Annotated in this window: 22 protein-coding genes and 1 pseudogene; 11 read left to right on the top strand and 12 right to left on the bottom strand. The window is 72.2% G+C overall.

Annotated elements, in window-relative coordinates:
* Positions 1–50: 50 nt before the first annotated feature.
* Positions 51–1166, bottom strand: a complete 1116-nt coding sequence (locus OG764_RS02325) for a serine hydrolase domain-containing protein (RefSeq protein WP_328966672.1) — start codon at positions 1164–1166, stop codon at positions 51–53.
* A 194-nt stretch (positions 1167–1360) separates the two neighbouring features.
* Here OG764_RS02325 and OG764_RS02320 point away from each other — a divergent pair, with 194 nt between their 5' ends.
* Positions 1361–2245: an AraC family transcriptional regulator gene (locus tag OG764_RS02320; protein WP_328972853.1), complete on the top strand. Its 885-nt coding sequence runs from the start codon at positions 1361–1363 to the stop codon at positions 2243–2245.
* Positions 2246–2312: 67 nt separating this feature from the next.
* On the opposite strand, the gene OG764_RS02315 is transcribed toward OG764_RS02320, so the two are convergent.
* Complete coding sequence (locus OG764_RS02315; protein WP_328966671.1) at positions 2313–2732, bottom strand: hypothetical protein; 420 nt, start codon at positions 2730–2732, stop codon at positions 2313–2315.
* 212 nt (positions 2733–2944) lie between these two features.
* Entirely contained in the window at positions 2945–3595 is a 651-nt protein-coding gene (locus tag OG764_RS02310) for a DUF4360 domain-containing protein (protein WP_328966670.1), read from the bottom strand.
* 1030 nt (positions 3596–4625) lie between these two features.
* On the opposite strand from OG764_RS02310, the gene OG764_RS02305 reads away from it, so the two are divergent.
* Complete coding sequence (locus OG764_RS02305) at positions 4626–5642, top strand: alpha/beta hydrolase (RefSeq protein ID WP_328966669.1); 1017 nt, start codon at positions 4626–4628, stop codon at positions 5640–5642.
* A 110-nt stretch (positions 5643–5752) separates the two neighbouring features.
* Here OG764_RS02305 and OG764_RS02300 read toward each other — a convergent pair whose 3' ends face one another.
* Positions 5753–7240: a sensor histidine kinase gene (locus tag OG764_RS02300; protein WP_328966668.1), complete on the bottom strand. Its 1488-nt coding sequence runs from the start codon at positions 7238–7240 to the stop codon at positions 5753–5755.
* The gene (locus OG764_RS02295; protein ID WP_328966667.1) at positions 7233–7910 is read right to left on the bottom strand and encodes a response regulator transcription factor; all 678 of its coding nucleotides are present in this window, start codon (positions 7908–7910) and stop codon (positions 7233–7235) included. The genes OG764_RS02300 and OG764_RS02295 overlap by 8 nt, the downstream gene beginning before the upstream one ends.
* Positions 7911–8003: 93 nt before the next feature.
* On the opposite strand from OG764_RS02295, the gene OG764_RS02290 reads away from it, so the two are divergent.
* A complete protein-coding gene (locus tag OG764_RS02290; RefSeq protein WP_443055842.1) occupies positions 8004–9458 on the top strand; it encodes an FtsW/RodA/SpoVE family cell cycle protein in 1455 nt (484 codons plus the stop codon).
* Positions 9459–9623: 165 nt separating this feature from the next.
* The gene (locus OG764_RS02285; RefSeq protein WP_328966666.1) at positions 9624–10499 is read left to right on the top strand and encodes a hypothetical protein; all 876 of its coding nucleotides are present in this window, start codon (positions 9624–9626) and stop codon (positions 10497–10499) included.
* Positions 10500–10703: 204 nt separating this feature from the next.
* On the opposite strand, the gene OG764_RS02280 is transcribed toward OG764_RS02285, so the two are convergent.
* On the bottom strand, positions 10704–10970 hold the full coding sequence (locus OG764_RS02280) for a hypothetical protein (protein WP_328966665.1): 267 nt from the start codon (positions 10968–10970) through the stop codon (positions 10704–10706).
* 825 nt (positions 10971–11795) lie between these two features.
* Here OG764_RS02280 and OG764_RS02275 point away from each other — a divergent pair.
* From OG764_RS02275 to OG764_RS02265, 3 genes are all read left to right on the top strand, one after another.
* Positions 11796–12200, top strand: a complete 405-nt coding sequence (locus tag OG764_RS02275) for a transglycosylase SLT domain-containing protein (protein WP_328966664.1) — start codon at positions 11796–11798, stop codon at positions 12198–12200.
* Between the two features lie 285 nt (positions 12201–12485).
* Positions 12486–13469 (top strand): GNAT family N-acetyltransferase, encoded by a 984-nt coding sequence (locus tag OG764_RS02270; RefSeq protein ID WP_328966663.1) that lies wholly within the window; start codon positions 12486–12488, stop codon positions 13467–13469.
* Positions 13470–13615: 146 nt separating this feature from the next.
* Positions 13616–14338 (top strand): VOC family protein, encoded by a 723-nt coding sequence (locus tag OG764_RS02265; protein WP_328966662.1) that lies wholly within the window; start codon positions 13616–13618, stop codon positions 14336–14338.
* Between the two features lie 76 nt (positions 14339–14414).
* Here the strand turns inward: OG764_RS02265 and OG764_RS02260 are convergent, their stop codons facing one another.
* Complete coding sequence (locus OG764_RS02260) at positions 14415–14627, bottom strand: hypothetical protein (protein ID WP_328966661.1); 213 nt, start codon at positions 14625–14627, stop codon at positions 14415–14417.
* Positions 14628–14736: 109 nt separating this feature from the next.
* Between OG764_RS02260 and OG764_RS02255 the strand changes: the two genes are divergently transcribed.
* Positions 14737–16119 (top strand): hypothetical protein, encoded by a 1383-nt coding sequence (locus OG764_RS02255; RefSeq protein WP_328966660.1) that lies wholly within the window; start codon positions 14737–14739, stop codon positions 16117–16119.
* Between the two features lie 69 nt (positions 16120–16188).
* Complete coding sequence (locus tag OG764_RS02250; RefSeq protein WP_328966659.1) at positions 16189–16881, top strand: hypothetical protein; 693 nt, start codon at positions 16189–16191, stop codon at positions 16879–16881.
* Positions 16882–17014: 133 nt separating this feature from the next.
* On the opposite strand, the gene OG764_RS02245 is transcribed toward OG764_RS02250, so the two are convergent.
* The 5 genes and pseudogenes from OG764_RS02245 to OG764_RS02225 all read right to left on the bottom strand — a co-directional run.
* A complete protein-coding gene (locus OG764_RS02245) occupies positions 17015–17356 on the bottom strand; it encodes a HopJ type III effector protein (protein ID WP_328966658.1) in 342 nt (113 codons plus the stop codon).
* A 288-nt stretch (positions 17357–17644) separates the two neighbouring features.
* The gene (locus OG764_RS02240) at positions 17645–18178 is read right to left on the bottom strand and encodes a Clp protease N-terminal domain-containing protein (protein WP_328966657.1); all 534 of its coding nucleotides are present in this window, start codon (positions 18176–18178) and stop codon (positions 17645–17647) included.
* Complete coding sequence (locus OG764_RS02235) at positions 18178–18387, bottom strand: helix-turn-helix domain-containing protein (RefSeq protein WP_328966656.1); 210 nt, start codon at positions 18385–18387, stop codon at positions 18178–18180. The genes OG764_RS02240 and OG764_RS02235 overlap by 1 nt, the downstream gene beginning before the upstream one ends.
* A 104-nt stretch (positions 18388–18491) precedes the next feature.
* On the bottom strand, positions 18492–18746 hold the full coding sequence (locus OG764_RS02230; protein WP_328972851.1) for a protein-arginine deiminase family protein: 255 nt from the start codon (positions 18744–18746) through the stop codon (positions 18492–18494).
* Between the two features lie 196 nt (positions 18747–18942).
* Positions 18943–20049: pseudogene (locus tag OG764_RS02225) on the bottom strand (protein-arginine deiminase family protein); the annotation flags it as partial.
* Between the two features lie 1346 nt (positions 20050–21395).
* Between OG764_RS02225 and OG764_RS02220 the strand changes: the two are divergent.
* Both OG764_RS02220 and OG764_RS02215 read left to right on the top strand, forming a co-directional pair.
* Positions 21396–25637, top strand: coding sequence for a polymorphic toxin type 27 domain-containing protein (locus OG764_RS02220; RefSeq protein WP_328966655.1), 4242 nt, complete (start codon positions 21396–21398; stop codon positions 25635–25637).
* A 124-nt stretch (positions 25638–25761) separates the two neighbouring features.
* Positions 25762–26514 (top strand): DUF6193 family natural product biosynthesis protein, encoded by a 753-nt coding sequence (locus OG764_RS02215; RefSeq protein ID WP_328966654.1) that lies wholly within the window; start codon positions 25762–25764, stop codon positions 26512–26514.
* The last annotated feature ends 128 nt before the right edge of the window (positions 26515–26642 follow it).

Here is a 26642-nt window from a genome sequence, read left to right as displayed (position 1 = left end):
CGCATTTCATCCACAGCGCAACATCCCCGGACCGCACTGCCGTTGGGACGTCAGCGCAGTCCACCGTAGGCGGCCATGATGATCTCCATGCCGCGGTCGTCCTCCCGCCGTTCCCTGTCGATCATCTGGTTCATGACGTAGGCCACCGTCATGCGTGAGTCGGGATCGCTCATGACCAGAGAGCCGCCCCAGCCGCCCCAGCCGAAGGTGTTGCCGAACTTGCCGAAGCCCATGGTCCAGGACATGGGCGTCCGCAGGACGCGGTCGTCGCCGCGGAACACCTCCTGCCACGCGGGCTCGCAGCCCTGCGGGGACAGCAGTCGCACACCGCCGGCCGATCCCCGGTTGGCCAGTACCGAGTGGGCGAGGGCGACCGACCGGGCGTTGCCGAAGCCGTTCACCGCAGGGATCTGGGCGCGACGCCAGGCCACGGAGTTCACGTCCCCGACGCTGATCGCGGCGCCGGTGTACTCCCGGCGAGCGCCGTCCGGTCCGGGCGGCGCGCTGGAGGCGTACTCGGAGGTCAGTGACGGCGGCGGGATCAGCGGCGCGACGCGGTGGTCGTGCTCCGCGGGGAGCCCGACGTGGAAGTCCGCGCCCAGCGGCTCGGCCACCTCTTCGGCGAGGAACTCGCCGAGACTGCGCCCGGTGACGCGGCGGACGATCTCACCGACGAGGAACCCGAAGGTGAGCGCGTGGTAGCCGGCGGCCGTTCCCGGTTCCCATTCGGGGGCCTGCGCGGCCAGCCGTGCCGTCACGCTCTCCCAGTCGTACAGCTCCTCGACCGCCGTCAGCCCGGACAGGTCCGGCAGTCCCGCGGTGTGCGACAGGGCGTGCCGCACCAGCACGTTCTCCTTGCCGGCCGCGGCGAACTCGGGCCAATAGGCGGCGACCGGCGCGGACAGGTCGAGCCGGCCCCGGTCGGCCAGGATCAGCGCACACAGGGCGATCATGTTCTTGGTCGTCGAGTTCACACAGGCGAGGGTGTCGCGCTCCCAGCTGACGGAACGGTCCGCGTCGGCGTACCCGCCCCAGATGTCGACCACCGGCTCGCCGTCGACGAACACGGCCACCGAGGCACCCACATCGTCCTTGTCGAGCAAAGCCGCGAGTACCTCGCGGACTGCGGCAAACCGCGGCTCGCACACTCCTGCAATATCAGTCATGGGTGTAAGCCTCGGGCAACGCGGGGCTTCCGGCCCGACAGTTCCCGCACCGGTTTTGTCGGGTGGGGCGCGATCGAATTCTGCCGACTCCGTCAAGGACGGCCCCGTTGCGGCTCCTGCGGCTCTGCGATTGCGGCCGGTCGGCAGGGTGGGCGTTCATGTGGTGGAGACACGAGGAAGAAGGACGGATACCCGTGCTGGAGCGGCTGAATCAAGCGCTAGACAACCTGGAGACCTGCCTCGACCGGGAGGTCGACATGGCCGAGGTGGCCCGGATCGCCGGGGTCTCGGAGTACCACTTCCGGCGGCTGTTCTCCGCGCTCGCCGGGATGACGCTCCCGGTCTACGTGCGGCGCCGGCGGATGACGCTCGCCGGGGCCGAGGTGCTGGCCGGGGAGCGGACGCTGCTCGATGTCGCGGTGCGGTACGGGTACGGCTCCGGCGAGGCGTTCGCCCGGGCGTTCCGGTCGGTCCACGGCATCGGGCCGGGCGAGGCCCGGCGCACGGGTGCGGCGCTCACCTCACAGCCGCGCATGTCCTTCCGTGTCGTCGTCGAAGGGGGCACGACCATGCGGTACCGGATCGTGGAGAAGGAGTCGTTCCGCGTCGTCGGCAGGAGGGCCCGGGTCCCCCTCGTGCACGAGGGGGTCAACGCGGCTGCCGCGGAGCACCTGGCGAGCCTGGACGAGCGGGCGATCGTACGGATGAAGGAGCTGGTCCACCGCGAGCCGGAGGGGGTCCTGTCAGCGGTGGTGTACCTGACGGACAGCCGGGAGGAGGGCGCCGAGGTGGACTACTGGATCGGCGTGGTGACCGGTCCCGAGGCGGCCGCCGAGGAGCTCGACGCCCTCGACGTGCCGGCCGGGACCTGGGCGGTCTTCGACAACCACGGGCCCTATCCGAGCGCCCTCCAGGACCTGTGGCGAGACGTGTTCACGCAGTGGTTCCCCTCGAACCCGTACACGAGCCGGCCGGGTCCGGAGCTCCTGCGGACCCAGCCGGTGGAGATCGGCGCGGAGACCGGCTCCCAGCTGTGGATCCCGGTCGAGCGGGGCGCCAGCGGCAGCGCCGGGGCGTGAACTCCGCCACCCGGACGTCGGCTCCCGCAGCGCCTTCTCTGTCCGGCCCTACCCGGCTCCGCCCGCTTCAGGAGAGCGGCGGCAGGGTGTCGTGGATCTCGCGGACGGTCTCGTCGAGCCCGTGGGTCTGCGTCTGCCCCGATGCGCCGCCGCCGCGGTTTCTCATGGCCCTGAGATAGCGGGCCGCGGCCCAGTCACCGGTGTCGGGCGTCGACTCCGCGAACACCCGGAGCGGTACGTCCGGGATGTCCGTGTCATAGGGGGAGCCGGGGTGCTTGAGGTAGAGGGTGACATCGAGCGTGTACCTGTCCGCCGCGGGGTCCGCCTCGGTCCAGGTGGGCTGGGTGATCCTGATGGACTTGATCTGGTCGAGGCCGGTGGCTTCGAGTGAGTACGTCGCGCTGTTCGCGGGGACGGCGCAACTGGCCCCGTGGTAATCGGCGCCGCTGTACAGGGTGATCTCTCCCGGCTTTCCCGGCTGCTGCATCGTGCGTCCGTTCCCTCGGTGTCTCTTCTTGCGCGTCTCTTCGTGTGGTTGTCCCGTGCGTCCGTCCATCTGATCGCGTCCGGACGGATCCGAGGGCCGTCGTGTTCCGCACGGGCGGATGGCTCACCCGATCTGATGAGCGCGGCGGAGCCCACGGCCCAGCGCGCCCCGGGCCGCGTCGCGCGGGGGCACCGGCCCCCGCGCGACGGAGGTCAGGCCGGCGGGCACTCCCGCCAGGCCAGGTGGTACACGGTGCTGATGTCGCCGTCCGTGGAGTCCATCGTCATGTAACTGACGGAGCCGGGGGCCGAAGTGCCCGGACGGACGCGCAGTTCGGTGTTGATGTTGAAGTTCCGTTGGACCCCGCACGGCGCCCACACCAGCTGCGCCCAGTCGGTCGAGTCGGTGGCCTGCCAGTTGTCGTCGTACGGTCCGCCGAACGGGTGCTCGCGGGACGCCGTCTGCGGGGAGCCCTGGAAGTAGTACGAGGCCTTCGCCGTGCCGTTCGCGCCGCGCGCGAGGGAGGCGTAACCGCGGTAGTCGGCGCTGGCGATCGCGTAGGTGAAGCCGTGCGGTACGTGAACGACGAGGTTGAGCTGGCAGTTCCGGCGCGCGGCGGTGGCCGGGACCCCGCCGCCGACCTGGGCGAGGTACTGGCTGTACGTGACCGTGAAGGCGGTGTTGTCCTGGGAGACGGCCACGGCCGCGGTGTCCCTCGGACAGCCGGATCCGTTGACGGTCGCGATGTCGATGACGATCCGGTCCGTCGGCGGGTCCGTGATCGCCTCCGGGCCGTGCTGCGTGGGCAGGGCCGCTGTGAGCAGCACGGCGATCGCGCCGCTCACCATCAGTCCTCCGGCCATGATTCTCCAATCCGCTGCTGTGGGAAGCCGGGTGCGGCGATGTACCGCGTCCGGCTTTTGATGCGGGGTGGGGGGAACCAGCCGGCGGGAGCTGGCGGAGCTGCGGGTGGTGGGGAGCGAGGTACGGGGGAGCCGGGGCAGAAGGTCGTACGCGCACCACGCGGGCCGGCCCGCCGATGACGGGCACGTTGCGGAATCGGTGGGTCCGAACAGGGGGAAGCGTAGGAGCCGGTGGGTGGCCGGGGCAGCTCGCGGTCCGGCCATTCGTGCGGCACGGGTCTCGGCCGCGCTGACCGGAAGACCGCTCCGCCGGGGCGTCGACGTGCCCCTCGTCCGCGGGCCGTTTCCGCAGCTCCGCGCCGGCATCCCGGCCCGCGTGCCCGGCCCGGGTCCCGCGTACCGCTGCCGGGGTACGCCGGACTCGGCCTCGCCGACGCCCTTTCGGACACCGGCGCGGATGACCGGAGTCCGTCCGGCACCCGCCCTCCCGATGCCGCGGGTGTCGCCCCCTCGCCCGGCCGGGGCCTGCACACCAGCGTGCCCGCCTACGCGGACCGGATCCGGAAGACGAGCAGGCGCAACGCCTGACCGCTGACCGCCGCCACGTCGTACCGCGCCCTGTGCGACGTGGCGGCGACCACGCCGGATTCCACGGACCCGGCAACCTCCGGACCCGTCGGACGTCTGTCGGATCGAAGCCGTCGTCCGGCGCCCGCCGGCGCGACCACCCACCGCTCATGGAGACCGTCCTTGAAGCACCACGACACGCCCACACCCACGGCTGCTCGCCGCCGCTCGCTCCGAGCCTGCACACTCGCCGCGTCCGCGGTGGCCCTCCTCCTGCCGCAGGCCCTGCCGGGGGGCACCGCCTCCGCCGCGACCCCCGACGCCGGGGCCCGCGAGCTAGGAGCCCGGGAGTCGCAGGGCGTCGCCGCCGTCACCTACAACCTGGGCGACCAGGCCTACCGGCTGCCGGGAACCGGGGAGCCGGTCGAGATCGCCGCGATCGTGCACTACCCGAAGGACCTCGGTGCCGCGCCGCGGCCACTCGTCGTCCAGCTCCACGGCTGGCACGAGACCTGCGCGGACCGGGCGGCAGCGGCGGCCCGCAGCGCCGCCGAACGGGCCCAGGACTGGGAACGCGTACGAGGCCGCCAGCCGGAAGCTGTTCAGCTGGCCCTGCGCCCCCGGCACCCGTCCCATCGCCAACGAGCGCGGCTACGACTACCTCGGCAGGCAACTGGCCGCCCGCGGCTTCATCGTGGTGTCCATCCGTGCCAACGGCATCAACGCCGCGTCGGTGTGGGGCGACGAGAACGCTTCCGCACGGTCCGACCTGATCAACAAGCACCTCGCCCTGTGGCAGCGGCTCAGCACCGCGGGCCGTGGCGGTCTAGTCGGCGCGTTCCGCGACGCGGCCACGGGCAAGCCGCAGCCTGTCGACTTCAGGCGCCGCGTCGACCTGAACAAGGTCGGGACCATGGGCCACTCCCGCGGCGGCGCGGGCGTGACATGGCAGGCGGCCGACCGCCACAAGGCCCAGTGGCCCGCCGGGGTCAAGGTCAGGGCGGTCATGGCGCTGGCCCCCGCGTACAACGTCATGACCGAGGACGTGTCCGCGTACGAGATCACCCGGACGCCCGTGGCCGTGATGCGCGGGACCTGCGACGGGCAGGTCGGCCGTGAAGCCCTCTCCTTCGCCGCCGACGCGACCGCCAAGAGCACCGCCGGGTTCCACCAGGTCGAGATACACGGTGCGAACCACAACTACTTCAACACGCGGTGGTCGCCCGCCGGCGGAGAGGTCGCCGCCCGCGACGATGCCGGTCACGACGCCGACCACCCCGGCCAGTGCGCCGAACCCGGTGGCTCCGCCTACGAGCCCCAGCTGACCGAAGCCGGTCAACGGCGGGTCGGCGCGGCCTACATCGACGCCTTCTTCCGTCGGTACCTCACCGGCGACGAGCGGTTCGACGGAGTACTGACCGGCAAGCGCCACCCCATGGCGCACATCGCCCGTGTGGACGTGACGGCCCGCCGTCGCTGATCGCGCGGCGTCCCTGCCACCGCCGGGGCGCGGCGAAGTCCGCGCCGCGCCCCGGCCGGCGCGGCACCCTCCGATGTGGGGAGCCGGCGGCCTCCTTGGACGTCCGTGAGTCACCGCCCGCGGGGGAGACCGGCGACGAAGAGGGCCCCCGACGGGTTGGCGGCCGCGTGCAGGCTGCCACCGTGCCGGGCTGCGATCTCACGGGCGATGGCCAGGCCCAGCCCGGTGCCGCCGGTGCCGCGGGCTCGGGCGCCGTCCAGCCGGGTGAAGCGTTCGAAGACCCGCTCGCGGTCGGCGGGCGGGATGCCGGGGCCGTCGTCCCGTACCTCCACCCGGGCCAGGCCGTCGGCGCCGCAGGTGACGGAGATGTCCGTGACCGTGCGGGCGTGCCGCGCCGCGTTGTCGAGGAGGTTGCGCAGCAGCCGCTCCAACTGCACGGCGCTGCCGTGCACGACGACCGGGTCGTCGGCGTGGAAGGTGAAGCGCAGCGATTGGTGGATGCGGAGGTGGCGGAACTCCTCGACCAGGTCGTGGGCGAGCGAGGCGAGGTCGACGGGAGTGCCGGCCGGCGGGGCGGCGCCGTCCAGCCGGGCGAGCAGGAGCAGGTCGTCGGTGAGGTGCTGGAGCCGCTCGATGTCGGTGAGCGCGTCCCGTACGGTCTCGGGCCAGTCCACCCTCTCGGGGTGGGCGAGGGAAGCTTCGAGGGAGGTGCGGAGGTTGGCGATGGGGCTGCGCAGTTCGTGGGAGGCGTCGGCGATGAAGCGCTGCTGGCGGGCGACGCCGGCGAAGACGCGGTCGAGCGTGACGTTGATGGTGCGGGCCAGCCAGGGGACCAGCGCGCCGATCTCGGGGACCGTGATGCGCCGGTCGAGGGCGCGGCTGGTGGTGATCTCCTGCAGTTCGCGGTTGAGGGTCTCGACCGGGCGCAGCGCGATACGGGTCGCGACCCGGGCGGTGGCGCCGACGGCGAGTCCGCCGCCGATGGTGACGAGCCAGCGGGTGAGCGCGCCCGTGGAGTTCCACCACCAGGGGTGGGGCTCTCCGATGAGGACGATGAACCAAGCGGCCGCGGCCACCAGGGCCGTTGCCGCGGCACCGGTGACCAGGAGCCGGAAGGGGCGGTCCCGGTCCGTGGCCGGTGCGCTCTCCTGCCGCGGCGGCGCGGTCGCCCAGGCGGTGGCGCCGACGAGCAGTGCGGGAACCGGGACGGCGACGCTCAGGGCCAGCCACGGCAGGTAGGAGTACGCCCGGTCGGTGCCGGACATGACGACGCCGGGAAGCCAGCGCGCGTTGGCGAAGGTCACCAGCAGCGCGGTCGCGGCGGCGGCCGTCACCGCGCCCCGGCTGCGCGCGCTCCCGCCCAGCCTCCAGGTGGCGGTGGCCACGAAGGAGGCGGCCAGCAGCGCGCAGGTCGCCGACGCCTCTTCGATGAGCGCGAGAACGCGGTCGAGGAGACCGGAGTCCGAGTGCGCACCGGTCGGCGACGGCAGCATGCAGCTGATCAGCAGGAGGGCCGCGAGGCCCGCGCCGAGCACGGCGAGGGTGGCGAGGCCCGCTACGGCGGCGAGGCGGTCCCGGCCCGCGCGGGTGTCACCCACCGTCGGCCGCCAGCCGGTAGCCGCCGCCGCGCACCGTCTCGATCGCCGTGCGCCGGAAGGGCGCGTCGATCTTGCGCCGCAGGGCGCTGACGTAGACCTCGACGATGTTGAGGTCGCCGTCGTACGACACGTCCCACACGTCGTCCACGATGTCGATCTTGGGGACGACCTCGCCCGCCCGCCGGGCCAGGCACTCCAACACGGCGAACTCCTTGGCGGTGAGGGAGATCCGGTCGTCGCCGCGTCCGCAGATCCGCGCGGCGGGATCGAGCCACAGGTCGCCCAGGCGCAGCCGGGCGCGCACCCGCGGGCCGCCGCGGCGCAGCAGGGCACGGAGCCGGGCTTCCAGGACGACGTAGGAGAAGGGCTTGGCCAGGTAGTCGTCGGCGCCGGTGTCCAGCGCCTCGGCCTCGTCGTACTCACCGTTCTTGGCAGTGAGCATGAGGATCGGGGTGTCGACGCCGTCGGCGCGCAGGCGGGCGCAGACCCGGTAACCGTTGAGGCCGGGCAGCATGATGTCGAGGATGACCGCGCTGTACGCGTGCTCGCGGGCCATCCACAGGCCGATCCTGCCGTCGTGGGCAACGTCGACCGCGTACCCGGCGGCCTCCAGGCCGCGCTTGAGGGACGCGGCCAGCCGCTCCTCGTCTTCGATCACCAGCACTCGCATGGTCGCCAGTATCCACGGGCCGCGACGACCTCCCTGAAACGATCTTCAGGGAGCTTCAGCCTCTTCTCAGCAGGTCAAGGGCACTGTCAGGGCGTGATCATCACGACCCGTACCTCTCCCGACGTCTCGGACCCGACACGAGGTCCCCTGGGTGACCGCCGCGGCGGCCGGGGCCGGCAGCGCGTTCCCGCGCGTGGGCCGACCAGGGCGCGCACCTCCGAGGCGGGGCTGCTGGTCCTGGCCGTGAGCATCACCTTGTACGGCTACGCGTACCAGTCGCTCGCCGTCACGGGGTCGGTACCGGATGGCATGGCGGTGTTCTCCGTGAGCGTGGCGGGCGCCGCCCTCGTCGCGCATCTGGCGGTGCGGCGTTTCGCGGCGCACGCGGATCCGCTGCTCCTGCCCGTCACCGTCTTGCTGTCCGGTATCGGGCTGGTGCTGCTGCACCGTCTCGACGCGGCGTACGCGGTCGCGTACAACGCGCCGGCCGTGGCGCCGGGGCAGCGGATGTGGTGCGGGGTGGGAGTGGCCGCGTGCGCCGCGGTCGTCGCGCTGCTCAAGGACTACCGGCGCCTGCAGCGCTACCTCTATCTGACGATGGCGGCGGCGCTGGTGCTGCTGGCCGCTCCGGCGTTCTCGTCCGGAGACACGTACGGCGCCAAGCGGTGGATCGTGCTGGGGACGCTGTCGCTCCAGCCGGGCGAGTTCGTGAAGATCATGATGGCGGTGTGCTTCGCGGGCTACCTCGTCACCCACCGGGACGCGCTGGCGCTGACGGGGCGCCGGTTCCTGGGGGTCCGGTTCCCCAGCGGGCGGCAGCTGGGCCCGATCGCGCTGGTGTGGGTGGCATGCCTGTTCGTCCTGGTCTTCGAGCGCGATCTGGGCACCGCGCTCATCTTCTTCGGGCTCTTCGTCATCACGCTGTACGTCGCCACCCGGCGGACCGGGTGGGTCGTCTGCGGCCTGCTCATGGCATCGGTCGGGGCTGCCGTGGTGGGGTCCTTCGAACCGTACGTCCAGAGCCGCGTCGTGGCGTGGCTGCATCCGTTCGACTTCTTCCTGCCCGAAGAGCAGCGTCCGGAGGGGCTCGTCTCCGGCCAGTTGGCCCAGGCGCTGTTCAGCTTCGGCTCCGGCGGGCTGACGGGCACCGGCCTGGGGATCGGCCACCCCGAGCTGATCGGATTCGCCGGGCGCAGCGACTTCGTTCTCACCACCGTCGGCGAAGAGCTGGGGCTCGCCGGGGTCATGGCGGTCCTGCTGCTCTACACCCTGCTGGTGCAGCGGGGACTGCGGACCGCGCTGGTGGCCCGCGACCCGTTCGGCAAGCTGCTCGCGACGGGGCTGGCCGCGGTGATGGCCCTCCAGGTGTTCGTGGTCGCGGGAGGCGTCACCGGGCTCATTCCACTCACCGGCAAAGCGCTGCCGTTCCTGGCGCAGGGCGGCACCTCGCTGGTGGCGAACTGGCTGCTCGTCGCGCTGCTGATCAGGATCAGTGACGCGGCGCGCCGCCCGCCGGCCGAGGAAACCCATGCCCCTCAATGCCGCTAGTCGGGGAACTCCCTCCATGGGGCCGTGTCCAGGACGGTAGAGGTGCTCGCCCGCCTGCCGTGCACGAAGAATAAATTGAACGCGTTCAGCGCGGCTGGCAGAATGGATCCACACCGCCGGCCGGGCGGACGCGTTCATCTCGCCGTGCCACGAGGGGGGTTGGCCGTGCATCAGAAGCGGTCGTACGTCCGGATGCTGCTGGTCTCGGTGCTGGTGGGCTGCCTGGAGGTCGCGCTCGCCGTCGTGGTGGTCCTCCTGTACGTCCGGACCCAGCCGCCGCCGGACACCCCGGTCGACCACACTGCCCTGGTGGCGGGCCTGCTCTCCTTCGGCGTGATCGTCGGCGTGATCGCGTTCCCGCTGTCCCTGGTCTTCGTGCTGCCGGCGGTGGCGCTGGCCGACCTGCTCGGCCGCCGGATCGGCGGCCGCGAGGCGTGGTGGTGGGTGCCGCTGACGGTGGCGGCGCTGGTGGCCCCGCCGATCGCGGCATACGCGGCGTACAACCACGTGGAGACGCGGCGCGGGCTCGTCTTCTGGGCGGTGGCCACGGCCGCGCTCTCGGTGGGCGGCCTGGTTGCCCGGCCCCGACGCCCGGGGCTGGCCCGGCAAGTGGCCTTGTGGGGCACGGCGGTGGTGGCGGGGACGGGCCTCTTGGGCGCACTCGGGCTCTCCGTCGGCCTGCTGCCTGCGTACGCGCCGCCGGCGATCGGTCCGGCGACGGTGGCCGGCACCTGGGTCGACCACACGAGCGGAACGCTGGTCTTCACATCGGACGGCCGGGTCACGGCCTCCGGCGTCGGCCGGCACCGCCCCGACGACCACCCCAGCGGCCCGTCCCTTCGGTGCTCGGGCTCCGGTACCTGGTCGTACGAGCCGGGGCGGGACGTCTGGACCCAGGAGGTCCGCATCAGCGTCCCCGGGTGTTCCTGGCCGGCGTGGAGCGTCGGCGGCACCGACCGGACGCCCCGGATCTACCAGCACGTCGGTCACCCGGATTCCGGGAAGCTGTACCAGCTGCGGAAAGTCGCCGACGGCTCCTGACACCGGAACGCCGCGTCAGCGTCGCCGAGATGAGGCCCGCCTGAACCCGGCCCTGGACGGAACGGGCCGCCACGCTGTTCGCGGCGGCTCAGGATCGATCCTGGGAGCGGGTGTCGCGGGTGCCGACCGGGGCCAGGGCGTTCATCAGCGAGAGCAGCACCAGGTCCGGGTCGGCTTGAGGCCCTGTGCCGGGAGTGCGCGCGGCTACTTGTAGGCCGCCTTGCAGGCGGCCACCGCGGTCGCCCTGGTGACATCGTTCTCCGTCAGACCGGACACGCAGTGATCCTGCTCGCCGATCACCCCGAGGTAACAGGCTGCCCGGACTTCCTCCGGGGCATCGCCACCGCGCAGTTCCCGCTCGACCAGGTTGATGCAGGCCGAGACGTCCGCGTGGGCAGCGGGAGCCGCGAGGGCCGCGCCACCGAGTGCGAGGGTCAGTCCGGTGAGGACGCTTGCGATACGGGTCGTCATGCGCATGGGACGTACCTGCTCTCCGGGATCGCTGCGCGGTCCGGTCCAGGAGGAGGGTGCGTGCCGGACCTGCGCGGGACCGGCGCCTGCGTACGGTGCGGTCCTACGGCCGTGCCGCCAGACCGGGTCTTCGAGCCGGACCGGCTCGGCAGGGTCTTCCCTCACCTTTGACGCTAGATCAGCCGGCTGCCGCGCGCACCTGCGGCGGGCGGCAGCCATGCCGGGGGAGGAACCACTCGACGTCGGGTCGCTCCGATTCGAGGGTTGGAGGGTGGGGGAGCCGTCGCTACCTCCCTGCATGGGCACCGCCGGTCGGTTCATCCACGCCGGGCCCGACGGCCGGGTGCGCACGGCCACTGGTAGACGCCTTGCGGGGCTGTGGCGGGCGGTTGGGAAAGCGGTGTTCGATGCGTCGGTTTCCTTCGATTCTGGGGGCGGAAGTGGGCCGGGACACACCCCTGAAAGGGGTACGGGCGGTCACTCGGGGTGAGATCGGGGGCCTGTGGCGGTGAGGCGGCCCACAGGACCCACGTCACATACGAGCCGCGGTAGTAGCCCCCCGGCCCGCCGCCGGACCCCCCTTCACGCCGGTGCCGACCTGCGCGGATGCGGCCCCGGCCCGCGGGGGGCCGTTGGGCGGCGGCTGCGATCGGGGCTAGTACCGGGCGTCGTTGCCAGGCCGCCGGCGGCCTGGCTAACTGGTTGATGTCGCCAGCCGGCCCGGGTGCAACACCCGCCGCGGACGAACCCCTCTCCTTTGCGTGAGTGGCTCACGCATGTCTTCGGCATGCGGCGACCGCCCTTGTTCCCGATGGAAGGCTTTCCGTGTCCCACGCCGTCATCCGCCGTATCGCCGCTTCCAAGAAGGCCCTCGCGGGCACCGTCGTCGCTCTCGGCGCCGCCGGTTCCCTGCTTGCCGCCGTTCCGGCGCAGGCGGCTCCCATGGACGCCAAGGCGATCGCGCACCGGATGATCCCGGACGCGGCCCAGTTCCAGGCCTTCAGCAACATCGTGTCCCACGAGAGCGGCTGGAACCACACCGCCACCAACTCCGCCTCCGGCGCGTACGGCCTGGTCCAGGCCCTCCCGGCCTCCAAGATGGCCTCCGCCGGTTCGGACTGGAAGACCAACCCCGCCACCCAGATCAAGTGGGGCCTGGACTACATGAACGACCGCTACGGCAGCCCCGTCGGCGCCTGGAACTTCTGGCAGCAGAACCACTGGTACTAAACCACCAGCGGCAGCAGCCACCACACGAAAACGCCCGGCCGGGGCTTCCCCGGCCGGGCGTTTTCGCGTACCCGGCCGGTGACACACGTACGAAAACGCTCGGCCGCTTCCCGGCCGGGCGTTTGTGCGTATCTGGCCGGATCCACCCACGGGCGGCCCCTCGTTCACGGGCGGGGAGGCAAGGCAATCGGGCCTGGTCACCGGCCCCGCTGTCGGCGGATCTTTCGCATCGCCACGCCGTGCTGCTCGTGGTGTGATGAAAGGGGGGCCGAGAAGGAGAGAGCGATGTCCTCACCGGCAGCGGAGCGGAAGACCGTCACGGGCCCGGTGTCAGTCCGCCCGTTGGCCGAGGCGGACCTGGATCGGGCCGACGAGATCTTCCGGGTCGCCTTCGGGACGTTCCTCGGGGTCCCCGATCCGAAGACGTTCTTCGAGACCGCCGATTACGTCCGCACACGCTGGGCGGCCGATCCGCACGCGGCCTTCGCTGCGACGATCGAGGGTGAACTCGTCGGATCGAACTTCGCCGCCAACTGGGGCAGCGTCGGGTTCTTCGGACCGTTGACCGTGCGTCCGGACCTGTGGGACCAGGGCGTCGGCAAGCGCCTCATGGATCCGGTCATGGACTGCTTCGACACCTGGGGGAACCGCCACCTGGGCCTGTTCACCTTCTCGCACAGCCCCAAGCACCTCGAGCTCTATCGCAGGTACGGCTTCTGGCCCCGGTTCCTGACGGCCATCATGAAGAAGCAAGGGGGCGCCGCGGACAACTCCGCGGTCCCCGGCCGGGTGATGTACAGCGAGCTGCCCGCCGCCGAGCAGCCCGCCTGCCTCGGTGCCTGTCGCGCACTGACCGGGGCCGTGTACGAGGGCCTGGACCTGGAACGCGAGATCGTCGCCGTGCACGCGCAGGGACTCGGTGACACCATCCTGCTCCAGGGCGGCTCCGAGCTCGACGGCCTGGCCGTCTGCCACTGCGGAGCGGGATCGGAGGCCGGCGAGGACGTGTGCTTCGTCAAATTCGGCGCCGTACGCCCTGGCCCGCAGGCCGCCGACCGCTTCGAGCGGCTGCTCGACGCGTGTGAGCAACTGGCGGCGGAGCGCGGGCTGAGTCAGCTGGACGCCGGGATGAACCTGGGCCGCCCGGATGCCTATCGGCGCATGATCGACCGCGGTTTCCGCACGGGGTTGCAGGGCGTCACGATGCACCGGCCCAACGAGCCCGGTTACAGCCACCCCGACGCCTATGTGATCGACGACTGGCGCTGAGACCACCGCCCGGCCTGGTCACCCGGGGGGTCCGGGCGCTCCCACGACGGAAACTCGGATGCGGGTGTCGCACGGCCGTCCTACGCTGCGCCCGCGGGGACGGCGGGCGCCGTATCGACCGCCGGTGGATCGGAGATGCACGCGGTATGACCAGTCAACTGTTCGCGATCTGCTTCAATGCGACCCGGCCGTCGGGCCTGGCACGGTTCTGGTCCGGGGTCCTGGGCTGGGAGTTCGCCGACGGGCCGGACGACGACGTCGCGATCCTGCCCCCTGATAACGCCGGGTTCCGCATCCGTTTCCTGCCGAGCCGGGAGCCGAAGACCGGTCGGAACCGGGCGCACTTCGACCTGACGAGCACCTCCCCGGAGGATCAGGTGCAGACGGTGGCCAGGGCGCTGGAATTCGGCGGGAGACACATCGACGTGGGCCAACTCCCGGAAGACGGGCATGTGGTGCTCGCGGATCCGGACGGCAACGAGTTCTGCGTCATCGAGGCGGGCAACGAGTTCCTCGCCGACACCGGCTTCATCGGAGCGCTGGCCTGCGACGGTACTCAGGCGGTCGGTTACTTCTGGAGCGAGGCTCTCCGGTGGCCGCTGGTCTGGGATCAGGACCAGGAGACCGCGATCCAATCGCCGAACGGCGGCACGAAGATCACGTGGGGTGGTCCTCCGGTGGCGCCGAAGACGGGCGAGAACAGGCTGTACCTAGAGCTGGTGCTGCCCGCCGGCGCCGACTGGGAGGCGGAGGTCGACCGCCTGATCTCCCTCGGCGCGACACGCACCGACATCGGCGAGGGCGACGGCGGCCGGGCGCTGATGCTCGACCCCGACGGCAACGAGTTCTCTGTACAGATCCCCCGGTAGCGGGCTGTTGCCGGATGGTCCTGAAACCCATGGCGGCCACTGACCGGCGCTGGCGCCGACGGGGCGGCCGGGCGGATCAGCGGATCGGCTGCTTGTTGTACTTGCCGCCTTTGCAGGTCCACTGGCCGGTGTCGGAGTCGTATTCGACGGTGCCGCCGCCGGTGACGCACTGCTGGGCGTCCGTGGTCGAGCTCGGCTTCGGTGACGGGGCGGCCTGGGCCGCGGGGGCGGTGAAAGCCAGGGAGGCCGCGAGGAGGGCGGCGGCCAGGCCCGGAAGGCGGGTGCGCATACGGACTCCTGAGGGTCGGTCCGGGGCGGGTCCCCTTCCATTACCGCGCGGGGGCCGCGGTTCGGCCACTCCGGAGGCGAGCAGCGGACGGCGGCAGCAGACTGGGGGCATGGAGCACACCCCCACGGTCGCCGTGGGGCCGCCGGATGACCTCGGCTTGCGGAAGGTCTCCGTCGAGGGGAAGACGCTGGGCACGGTGATGTCCGCCGGCGAGCTGCAGAGGCTGCTCCGGCGTCACGGTCTGGCCTTCGAGCACGACGTGCAATGGCACGGCGGAGACAGCACCGTCTGGCCGGATCGCGCGTGGCCTCGCCGCGTCACCGGCGCCTTCATGGCACTCGGCCTCCTGGCGACCGCAGCACTGCTCATCAGGTTCGGCATGGCGGACGCCTCCGGCGCCCTCACCTACGCCGGGCGCCTCGCGGGAGCGAGCTTCGTGGCCGCGGGTGGCGTGGAGGCGCTCGGCGCCGTCGCCGCCTTCGACTACTGGACCAAACGGCAGTCGCGGTTCTCGGGCGGCGTCGTCCTCCTCGCGGTCTCGATCTCGCTGGTCATCAATGTGGCGCTGCTGGTCGTACAGATCGCCGGCGGCATCTACACCCGGTACCTGTGGGTCTGGATCACGCTCATCGTCTGGTCGGTGTGGGGGCTGTGCGTGCTCGTCCGCGCCCGCGCCTGGAAGGGGCTTCACCATCCGCAGCGCATCGCGGTAGGAGCCGTGCTCTCCGGTGTCCTCGCGGGCGCGAACCTGCTGTATTCGCAGGTATACGTTCCACAGGCGACCAAGCCCATGGTGGAGAGCAACGCCGCATTCCAGCCGACCAGCTTCAGCCAGGACGGGAAGAGGCTGTACATGCCGGTGCACCTCACCGTGCGGAACTCCGGGAACATCCCGGTCTACGTGCTCGGCAGCATCTACTGGATCCACGGCAAGCTCAGGAACAGCTCCGAGTACAAGCTGATCACGTCCCTCGAATTCATCGCGCCGCCGGGACGGGCCCTCAACCCCGGAGAGGAGTTCTCCGGGGACGCCGTCGTGCCCATCAACGACCCCGTCCACGCCCCGTACGAAACCGTGCGCGCCCAGACCGAGGTGTACATGGTGAGGCAGGACCGGACGACCATCGACCCCGCGTTCGAGACCTCCAAGCGCTTTGCCGGAGGGCTGAGGGAACAGGGCCTGGACAAGGACCCCGAAGGGCCTCCCGGAGACTACTTCCGCTATCAGGCCACGGTGTCGAACAGCAACGAGATCCTCAACGCGACCCGCGGCCGACACCGGGTGACCCTGTGGTGGATGTACAACGCCAAGAGTCCGTACCTGTACGTGCACGTGGGGCCGTCCGGGGAGAAGAAGGCGTTCGACCCCGACCACCCCAACGCGAACAAGGAGGAGAACGACCGTTACGGGCTCACGCGGGTCCGCGGCTCGAGGGCCGAGAAGCCTCTCGCGGAACTCCTCGACCACGCACAGGACGAGCGGCAGCGCTGATGACCGGCGCCCCCGGCCGGGCGCGTTCTCGGAGGTCGGAGCTGCCCACAAGCTGCGATCATTGCCTGCATGGACCACTCCGTTCCCCTCAGCAGTTTCGGACTGCGGGTCGTCGTACCGCACGCTCAGGCGATGGAGCAGTGGGCGGAGGTACGTCCGTTGGTCGAAGGCCGGGACCTGCTGGCGGACGTCCACCCGGGCGGCACGTCGAGCTGCTCGCGCCGGCACTTGCTCGGCCCCGCCGAGACGTGGCCGTTCGCGGCCTCCGGCGAACCGCGCCGGGTCGAGCTGTCCAACAACGACTGCGTCACCGCCTGCTGCGGAGGCATCTTCGTCACCATCCGACGCCACGGCGACCGGGTGCTCTGGACGTCCTGGGAGAACACGCACGACATCCGGGTTCCGGTCCCCGCCGACGTGCACTTCGACGCGGACCGGTACGACGCCGAACTGGCCAGGGCAGCGTCGGACGTCAGCTGGGAGCAGCCTGTGGACACCGCTGCCCGACTGCTGGCGGAGGAACTCGCCGCCCACACGGGCACGGAGCACGGGGCCCGCGTAGTGATCGCCGTCACGCCCGAGCGCACGGAGCCCGCACGCGTGACGGTGCGTTTCGGCCGCCGCGGTGTTCCCTCGGCGCCGGGGGAGCGTTTGGTCCGTGAACTGCTCGTGGCCGGTGAGGAACCCGTTCGGGAACTCGTCCGGCGGTTCGCCCTCCGGATCCTGGCCGAGGACCTCGGCGCCACGCTCGGCTCGCGGTGAGTACCGGGTGGCCCCGGCCCGAGCCCGGCCCGAACCCGGCCCGAACCCGGGCCGCGGCTGTCGGCAGTGCTGCCGGCGACCGTGAACGACCTGTTCCGCCCCTCGCCTTTGGTGCGCGCCCGGACTTCGCTGCTCAGCTCTTGCGGGCCAACGGTTGTCCGGCGAAGCGCACGCCCGCGAGGCCATGGGCCATGAGGTTGCGAATGTTGCCGTGATCAGTGTCGTTCGGCGTCGCCAGCACACTGCGATAGTGCTCACCGAATGCCAGCAGCGCCTCTTGGTCGCTCAGCCCTTCGAGGAGGGCCAGTCCCAGCGTCTTGCAGGAACCCTCGTTCTCACCTGCGGCATTTTCCAGTTCGCCGTTGCGGAACGCCTGCGGCCGATACGCGTAATGCGCGGCAATGAAGGCCAAGGTGTCGGCGAACTCGTGCTCACCCGACGCAAGGCTTGCCCGCAGCGAGTCCAGATCAGTCATGTCGGGTCCCCCGGGTTGGACAGACGATCCGATTGCCGTCCGTGACCGGACGACGATACCCCCTGTGTCAGCCGGTGATCGCGCCACACGTCCGAACGGTCGGCGCCGCCGCCGTACCGACCCCTCGGCCGCCCGACCCCGCCTTGCCGCGGGGCGCAACCGAGCCGCCGTGCGGTGCAGAGAACGCCACGACCGCCCCGGTGGGCGTGGCCGTCGACGGCCGGGACGATTCACTCCCGCCGGGCAACCGCCCGGCACTGGTGCGGACGTATCTCCGGTGCAGGCCCTTCAGGCTGCCGGGCGGTGGGGGAGGGCGGCTTCGGCGGTGGCGTAGGTGACGGCGTGGTCGGCCAGGGTCTCCGCTACCGGGCTCGGGCGGGAGATCAGGGCCAGGAGCAGGTGTTCGGTGCCGATGTGGCGGTCGCCGCGGCCCAGGGCGATGCGGAGCGACTGTTCCAGGATCTTCTTCGCGCCGGGGGTGAAGGGGCGGTGGTTCGTCCAGCGGCGCCGGCGAGAGCCGCGTGCGGGTGCCAGGGCGCCTTCGCCGTGGGTCTCCTCGATGCGGGAGACGATCTGGGCCAGATCGATGCCGATGCCGGCCAGGGCTTCCTGGTCGGCCTTGGACAGCCCGCCGCGGCGGCGGGCGGCAGCGAGGTCGGCGGTCAGCCGCACCGGGTCCACCCCGAGAGGGGACAGGGTGCCCAGATTCAGCAGGGAGAGCAGAAGGTGCTGCTCGTCCACCGTGTCGGCGCCCGCCAGCCGAGCCTGGTCGACCGCGCCCTTGACCGCGTCCCGAGCAGTGGTCGTGAACCTCTCGAACATCAATGCCTCCCGTATTTCTTGTGCACGGCCTGCCGGCTCACGCCCAGTTCGGCCGCGATCTCCTGCCAGGGCCAGCCGTGCGCCCGGGCGCTGCGTACCTGTACTGCTTCGAGTTGTTCCAGCAGCCGGCGCAGGGCCGCGACCGCGCGGAGTCCCACCCGCGGGTCGCGGTCGCCGGCGGCGGCAGCGAGGTCGGTTGCTTCCGTCATGATGTCAACTTAGGTTGACGCGTCGATTCTGTCAACCGTGGTTGACATCAGAAGGTGGCCGCCTTGCGGGAGCGCTCTGCGGACTCCGGGTTCCGCCGCCTCTGCTAGTGCCTCCACCAGGCGCCGGAGGTGTCGCGCAAGGTGTTCGTGCCGCAGTGCACCTCGCCCATGCCGAGGTGGTACGTGTCCCAGTCGTCGATGTACGAGACCTTCAGGCCCTCGCGCGTGTAGGCCCTGCTGACGGCGGCGGTGAAGATGTCCTTGCCGCCGATCACCGGACCCCACTGGCGGGGTGCGAGGTAGCGGTCGCGGCCGAGCAGGATGCCGTTGACCGCGCCGGGGACGTACGCGCTCGTCATGACCCTGCCCCGGACCCGCCCCGCGGTCTCCGGAGCGCTGCAGCTCTTTCTGCTGGCCGTACTCGCGCACCGCGTCCGGCACCGGCAGGTCACCGGCGCCCATCCGCGACAGCCGCGGTACGCGCGTGCCCTGCTCGCCCTGCTCCGCACCGCGGGTGTACAGCGCGGGGATCCGTACGACCTCGGCGTCCGTCGCGCCGGTCTCGCGCTGGAGGACCGCCAGGTTCGCCTTGATCCGCCGGGCGGCCAGGGCGTTGTCGGCCACCAGCCACCGGGAGGCGAGCGCCTGCTCGACGGTCTCCTTCGGCGCCGGCGTCCCCGGCCTGTCCGGCACCGAGAACATCCGCGCCCGGCCGTGGCCCGCCGCCTTCGCGTCCCGCAGCAGCTTCAGCCCCGCCTCGGGGTCCGCGATCCCGATCTTCCAGCCGCGCGGCGTGTCCGCCGGCAGGAACTGCACGAACTCGTCCACGTGGCCCACGTGCAGCCACGACGTGTCCAGCAGCAGCGGGTCCTGGAAGCCCTGGGACTTCAGCAGCGTCCGCATCGCCTGCGCGGGCCTGGAGCCGCTGTCCCGCCGCTCGCCCATGATGATGCGCCCGGCCGGGAAGGACCGGCCGCCCCGGGCGTACGGCGGGAGGGTCTCCAGGTTGCCCATCGAGTTCAGCGTCCACTCCTCCGAGTCGCGGACCCCGGACACCTGCACCACGCCCACGCCGTTGCCGCGCAGCTTCTCGAACAGCTCCCGCCCGGCCGGGCGGTCCGCCTGCGCGGAGCGCAGCATCACACGGATCACCTGACGGCGGCCGCCGGGCCCGGACATGCTGACGTAGCCGGGCTCGACGAAATCCTGCGCCCAGACGTCCCCGTACTTCTCGAAGGTGATCAGCGGCTCGTCGATGCCCGCCGACTTCGCCTCCGCGGCCAGGCCCTTGACGAACGCCTGCTGGCGCCGCGCGTGAGGGGCGGTGCCGGGCACCTTGGTCACCATCACCTGCTGGGCCTTCTGCAGGTGATGGTGGGTCAGCAGCGGGGCGACCCGCAGGGTGACCTCGTCGGAGGCGCTCTTCCCGCGGTCGGTCACCGTCAGCCGTACGACGGTACGGCCGCTCCAGGTCTTTGTGTCGCGTATGACGTCGGTGCCCTCGACGCCCAGCTCCACCCCGGAGCGGAGCTCCGCGGCCGTCAGTCGGGTCCGGGCCGTGACGTGCGTCCAGCCGTCGCCGCGCTTGAGGAAGACCCGGGACTTCCTGCCCCCGGCCACCAGGCTCAGCGAACCCTTGGCGGATGCGGAGACGCCCGCCATGGGCACGGAGCGCACCCGGGCCAGGTCGGCGGCGTCCGCGGCGCCGTTCACCACGGCGTCGGCCGCGTCGTTGCAGGCCGCCAGCTTGGCGTCCGGCAGCGGCCGGCCGTCCGGGCCGGCGGCCTTGCAGCGCTTCGTGTCGTCGTCGATGTTCGGCAGGAACACCGCTCCGCGTCCCGCGCTCCAGCCGTCCTCGCCGGCCGTGTCGCTCGCCCCGGCGAGGTCCACGCGCCCGTCCCGGTTCACGTCCGCCCGCAGGTCCACCGGGGGCGGCCCGGCGGCGAGCACCGGGGCGGCGGGGGTCAGTACGGCGCCGATCGCGGTGATCGCCAGCGTCGCGCGCCTCGCCTGGTTTGCGCGTTTCGTCTTGTTCGTACGTTCTGTTCGGTTGTTCTGGCTCGTACCCAACGGGGTCCCTTTCGTGGGTTGGGCTGTCGGGCCGGAAGAGGGTGCGCGCGCAGGATGCGTTGCCTGCCGGACCCCGGATCATCCCGCGGTCGGGAGCCGCTGCGCCCCGAGAACGAGACGGCCTCGCCCCCGGGTGTGATGACGCGACGGGGCGGGTTGCGCTATGGCGGGCCGGGTTGCCGTCGAGTGGGGCAAAGGCTCTTTTCGGCCATCCCCTGGCCGTGGTTCGGTCATCCGTTATGCGGTACGCGACGCCCTCGGGCGGTGATGGCGCGTCCGGCAGGATGGCCGAAAATCAGGCGTCTGATCCTCTTTGATCATCTCTTACGTTGATAATGTCCGTGTAGGTGGCTTGACCAACCATCTTGAGGCGGCGGGGTGTTACTGGTTCCACCGCGCCGCGCAGACCGTCGTTCATCGGGTTCCGGGGGAGCCTGCCACAGGGGGAAGTCGTCGCGCTGCCGCGCGTTCCGGCGCCCGCCGTGCGCGCCGTCGTGCCGCACGGGCGGGCCGGTTCGCCGTACGCCCGTCACGACCCCCGCCGGTTCCCCGCAGGACCGTGCGGCCTCCGTGAGGCCGCGGCGCCGGTTCACGATCCGGACCATTCCTGACGGGGGATTTCACAGCACCATGCCCAGTAGAAGACAGCGGGCCGCCGTCCGTCGCGCCTTCGCCGCGACCGATGCGGCCGCCTCCGCCGCCCGCGCCATCTGAACCGGAGCGTCGCCTCCACGCGGTGCGAGCCGCCGCCCTCTCGCGGGAGTTCCCGCACCGGTAGGCAACGGGCAGACCTGCACCGGGAGTCGACCGGCCCGGCGGAGTGACCTCCGCCGGGCCTGCTGACGCACCCGGCGTCCCGGCCTGCCCTCCTGCCGGCATCCCATCACCTCATCACCCCATCACCCACCAGATTTTTCATCTCTTCAGGGGAATTACTCATGAATGACGTATTCCGGCCGGGGGCCGGAAGACGCCTGCCCGGCCTGCGCGCACGTAAGGCCGTCAGAGCCGTGTCCACGGCGGTGGCCGTGGCCCTGCTCACGGGCCTGGTCGGACAGGCATCCGCAGCCGGCGCCGAGCGGCCCGCCGCCGCGGTCCTCGACCCTCAGGTCCTGGAGCTCGTACAGCGCGGGAACGCGGCCGTCGCCCGGGCGCGGGCCGCGGCCCCGCCCGCGCCCGGCCGCTCCGAGCTGGACCGGATCAGTGACGAGCGCGACCGGCAACTCGTCGAGGACTATGCCGAGTTCGACCAGGAAGAAGAGGTACGCGAGGCCGCCCGCAAGGCGCTGGAGAGCACCGACCCGAACGCGATCCGGGAGTTCCTGGAACGCGGCGAGGCCGAGGCGCGCCAGCGGGCGAAGGACAAGCGGAACGCGGCCGACGTCGAGAACCGGCGCACCATCGAGGCCCTGCGCGGCACCGGCGGCACGCACTTCAACGCCGAGGTCGAGCGCGTGCTCGGCGGCACCCCGCAGGACCGCGCGGACTTCCTGGCCTTCGGTGCGGACATCGCCCGTCAGCGCGACAAGGCCGCGGAGCAGAACGACCAGCAGCGCGCGGCCGAGAACCGCAAGCGCGTGGAGACGCTCGCTGCGATCGGCGGACCGGAGGTCAAGCGCGCCGCGCAGGCGGCACTCGCCACCGGCGACGACAAGGCGATCGCCGAGTTCCTGGACAAGGGCTACCTGGTCGCCGCGCAGCAGGACGCCGACGACCGGGCCGCGCACGAGAAGGCACAGAAGGAGGCCCTGGAGGCGGCGGAGCGGCTGCGCACGCTCGCCGCGAACACCGCCCGCGCCGCCGAGGCCCGTACCAAGCTGATCGCCGCGCACGGGGACGCGGTCCGCGCCCTCAAGAACGCCTCCAACGCCATGAGCATGGCGGCCGCCTCCTCGCGGGAGGCCGACCGGCTGCTGGCGGGGGACCGGGCGGGCAAGCGCCTGTCGGACTACTCCCAGGTGAAGAAGGCCGTCGCGCTCCAGGTGGGCTTCGCCGACACCGCCGCCAAGCAGGCCCAGGTGGCCGCGGGGCAGGCCAAGGTGCAGGCCGACGTCCTGGTGGAGACCGGCCTGCCCCACGGGGTGCAGTGGGCCGAGGTCGCCGCCGGCATCGCCGCGGCCTCCGACGCCGCGTCACGGGCCGCACAGACCGCCCGGCACGCCATCGACGCCTCCGCCGCGGACGCGGCCGGCCTCAACGCGCAGAACCGGGCGGAACTGCACGAGCAGCAGGCCAAGGCGTGGCGGGCCAACGCCGCGCAGCACGCGAAGGCCGCGGCCGAACTCGCCCGCCAGGCCGACAAGCAGGCCAAGATCGCCGCGGACGCGGCGGCCAAGACCCGGCAGGCCCGGATCGAGGCGGAGCAGGCCGAGAAGGCTGCCTGGGAGCACGCGAAGAAGACCCGCGACGCCCGGCTGGAGGCCGAGCGCCAGGCGAAGATCGCCGCCGAGCAGCGCGCGATCGCCGAGCGCGAGCGCGCACTGGCCGCGGCCGCACGTGCGCGCGCCGAACGGGAGAAGGAAATCGCGGCGCAGGCGCGGGCCCGCGCCGACGCGGAGGCCCGTACCGCCTCGGCCATGCGGGCCGAGGCGCAGGCAGCCGCGGCCACCGCGGCCGAGATGCGCGGACGCGCCGCCGTCCAGGAGGGCAACGCCTCCCGCGCGGCGAAGAACGCCGGTGACGAGGAGACGAAGGCCCGCAACGCCCGCAACGACGCCTTCGAGGCGGAGCGGCAGCACAAGGCCGACGAGGCCCGCGCCAAGGCCACCGAGGCGCTCGCCGCCGCGGTCAGGGGCACCTCCGAGGAAGGGCTGGCCCGCCAGGCCGCGAACCAGGCGCGCTCGGACGCGAACGCCTCCGGCCAGGCGGCCGGGGCCTCCCGCAGTGCCGCCGACGCGTCCTCCGGTGCCGCGCAGCGTTCGCGCGCCGCGGCCATCGAGGCCTCCGGCGCCGCCGCCCGTGCGCGGGCAGCGGCCAACGAGGCGACGGCGCACGCCGCCCGCGCCAACGCCGCCGCCAACAAGGCGGAGGCGGCGGCCCACGCGGCCAACGCCGCGGCGAACAAGGCCGAACGCGAGGCCGCGCTGACACGGGCCGCCGCCCACCGCGCCCTCACCAAGGCCGCCGAGGCCACCGCGCAGGAAGGCCGGGCGGGCATCGCCGCCCACGAGGCCTCCCGGCTCGCCGGTCTCGCCGCCATGCACGCCAACCAGGCCTTCCAGGCAGCCGGCCGTACCCGTGACGAGGCCGAGGGCGCCGTCCGCGAGGCGGCCATGGCCCAGCTCCAGGCCGTCACGGCGGTCCAGGCCGCCACCGCGGCCCGTACGACCGCAGCCGGCATCGCCGACCCTGCGAACAACGCCATCGCGCTGGTCGCGCCGTTCGCCGGTACGGACGTCGACGCGGACTTCGCACTCGCGGTGGCCAACGCCGCGGTCAAGACGGGCCAGGAGCAGGTCGCTTCGGCCCAGGCCAAGGCGGCGGAGGCCCTGAAGGCGGCGGAAGCCGCCGAGGCGGCCGCGAAGAGCGCCAACGCCCAGGTGGCCCCGGCCTTCGCGGAGGCCGCGGCAGCGGCACGCTCCTCGGCCGACGCCGCACGCTCCTCCGCGGCCGCGATGGTCTCGGCGGCGCAGGCGGCGCAGGACGGCGCGAAGGCCCGTGCGGCCGCGGGCCGCGCCCTGCAGGCCGACGCCCAGGCGCAGGCCGATGCCAAGCAGGCCCGTCAGGCCGCGAGCGCCGCGTTCGCGGACGCGGCGGCGGCCCGCAATGCCGCCACCGCGGCCGAGGGCGAGGCGCAGCGCGCCCGTGGCGCGGCCACCGAAGCGGAGAACCACGCCGCGGCCGCAGCCGCCTCCGCCACCCACGCGGAGCGGGAGGCGAGCACGGCCCAGGCCGCCGCCGCCCAGGCGGAGAAGGACGCCGCCGACGCCGCCAAGCTCGCCGACTCCGCCGAGCAGCACGCCAAGTCCGCGGAGGCCGCGGCCGCCAACGCCCGGCAGTACGCCGGCGAGGCCGACGCCGCCGCCAAGAGGGCGGAGGAGTACCAGCGGGAGCAGCAGCGCAAGGAGCGCGAGGAGGCCGGAAAGCCGCAGCAGGGCGATCCCGCCCTCGACGACCAGGTGAAGAAGGCCCTCGCGGAGGCGGGCCTGTCGCCCGAGCAGTTCAAGGAGATCCAGGCCCTCGCGGAGAAGGACCTGATCGACTACCTGCTGGAGAACGGCGGGGAGATCCTCGTCGAGCTCTTCCTGGAGGACATCAAGGCCTGCATCGACGACCCGGACATCGGGACCTGCCTGTGGGCCGTCATCCAGAACATCGGCCCGGGCAAGGCCCTCAAGCTCGCCAGCAAGATGCCGAAGATCGCGAAGGCCATCGCCGGCATCAACTCCTTCCTCGACAAGGTCGCGGACGCGCGCAAGAACCTCAAGAAGTACGAGAAGGCGCTGGACCGCCTCAAGTCGGCCGCCACCTGCCTGGTGGGCGGCTCGGGGGGCAAGAAGTCGAGCGCCCGGCGCGTCTCCGCGGCGTCGTTCGCCGTGCCGGCCGTCTGGTCCGGCTCCGGCAACGCCAAGGCCCACCAGTGGAAGCCGACCCGGGCCGCCTCCGGCCTTCCCGTCAACGACCGGCGTACGTACGCCGTGCCCGCCGGCGTCATGGCGGTTCCGGCCGCCGACCCCGGCAAGACCGAGGGCTGCTTCCTCAACGACGGCGACCACCTGGTGCTGGGCGTCAACGGGGAGGGCAGCGGCGACAAGCTCGCCGCGGCGCTCAAGAAGGAGCTCGGCAAGGAGTACTTCACGCTGAACGGCGGTGTGTGGGGCAACGAGAGCTCGGCCGACAAGAACAAGCCGCTGTGGATGGTCGCGGTCGAAGAGGCCGCGAAGAAGAAGGGCGTCAAGGTCACCTTCTCGCTGGACCACCTGACGAAGGCCGACGGATCGGCGTTCGAGACGGCCGAGGAGGCCCTCCGGTACACCGTGGCGCGGGGCAGGACGTACAACACCCCGCAGGTGGTCCGGCAGTCGGGCAACCAGACCGCCTGGGAGCTGGCGACCATCGTCAAGTCCTCCGTACTGGACGAAGTACGGGACCTGAAGGACATCGACTGGTACTGGAACGGAAAGAAGCTGGACGGCCCTCCGGCGTTCGACTGGATGAAGACCTTCAGCATCGAGAACTAGCCGCGACCTAGCCGAGAACCACGAGACTGGACGCGACACCCCCTGCCGGGGCAGCCTGACCGGGCTGCCCCGGCAGTCCCTTCCCACAGCAGCGCTCACCACGCCCAACACCCACGGAAGACCCATGCACCCCGAGCCCGCCGCCCCCAGCGCCGCACTGGACCCCCGCACCTACCCGGAACTCGCGCCCGACGCCGGCGACCCCCTCGTCGGCCTCGACCGCATCGCCGCCGCCGAAGGCGTCACCCTCGCCCCCACCCGCCCCTGGGGACACTGGGACGCCGCACAGGACCCGCTCTCCGTAGCCGTGGACAGCGACCGCGGAACCTGCGTCGTCGAATTCGAACGCCAACAGCACGCCATCCGGGTCCGCTTCACCAGGCCCTGGATCGGCGACGCCGCCACGGCCGCGAACCCCACCCTCCACGACACCGTCGCCCTGCTCGACGCCTGGCACCGGCACCTGCCGCTCGAGGACATGGCCCGCCGGTGGCCCGCCCTCGCCGTCGCGCCCTTCGCCCTGGCACTGGAACAGGGCCGAGCCCTCTCCTACCGGTGGCAGGAGGTCCGCTCGCTGCCCGACCACACGATCGACAGGAACCTCATCGAAGCGGTGTACGCGGCCCCCCGCCTGCGCGCCCTCTACCCGCTCGTCTCCCACGGCTCCCTCACCTTCAGCGACACCCCCCTCCCTCCCCACCCCCACCACTTCCCCCGGGCCAACCCGCACGGCGAACACGGCTGGCTCGTCGGCGACCCGCGGCAACCCGCCTCCGCCCACACCCCCGCCGCCACCGCCGAAGCGGCCGTCGCCGCCCTCATCCGCCTCCTGCCGGACGCCGGCGACGAGCACGGCGCCCCGGAAGGGAACCGCTGAGGCGAGTCCCCCGCACGGGCGGCGAGGAGCACGCGCACGCGGGCCCGGGGCGGTTCCCGGGGACCGGCGTGCTCCGGGATTCCCCGAAACCCCGTACAACCATCCGCCCCGACCGGCAGTCCAATTCC

The organism is Streptomyces sp. NBC_00239, assembly GCF_036194065.1.
GTDB lineage: Bacteria > Actinomycetota > Actinomycetes > Streptomycetales > Streptomycetaceae > Streptomyces.
This window is presented reverse-complemented; position numbering and strand designations above follow the sequence as displayed.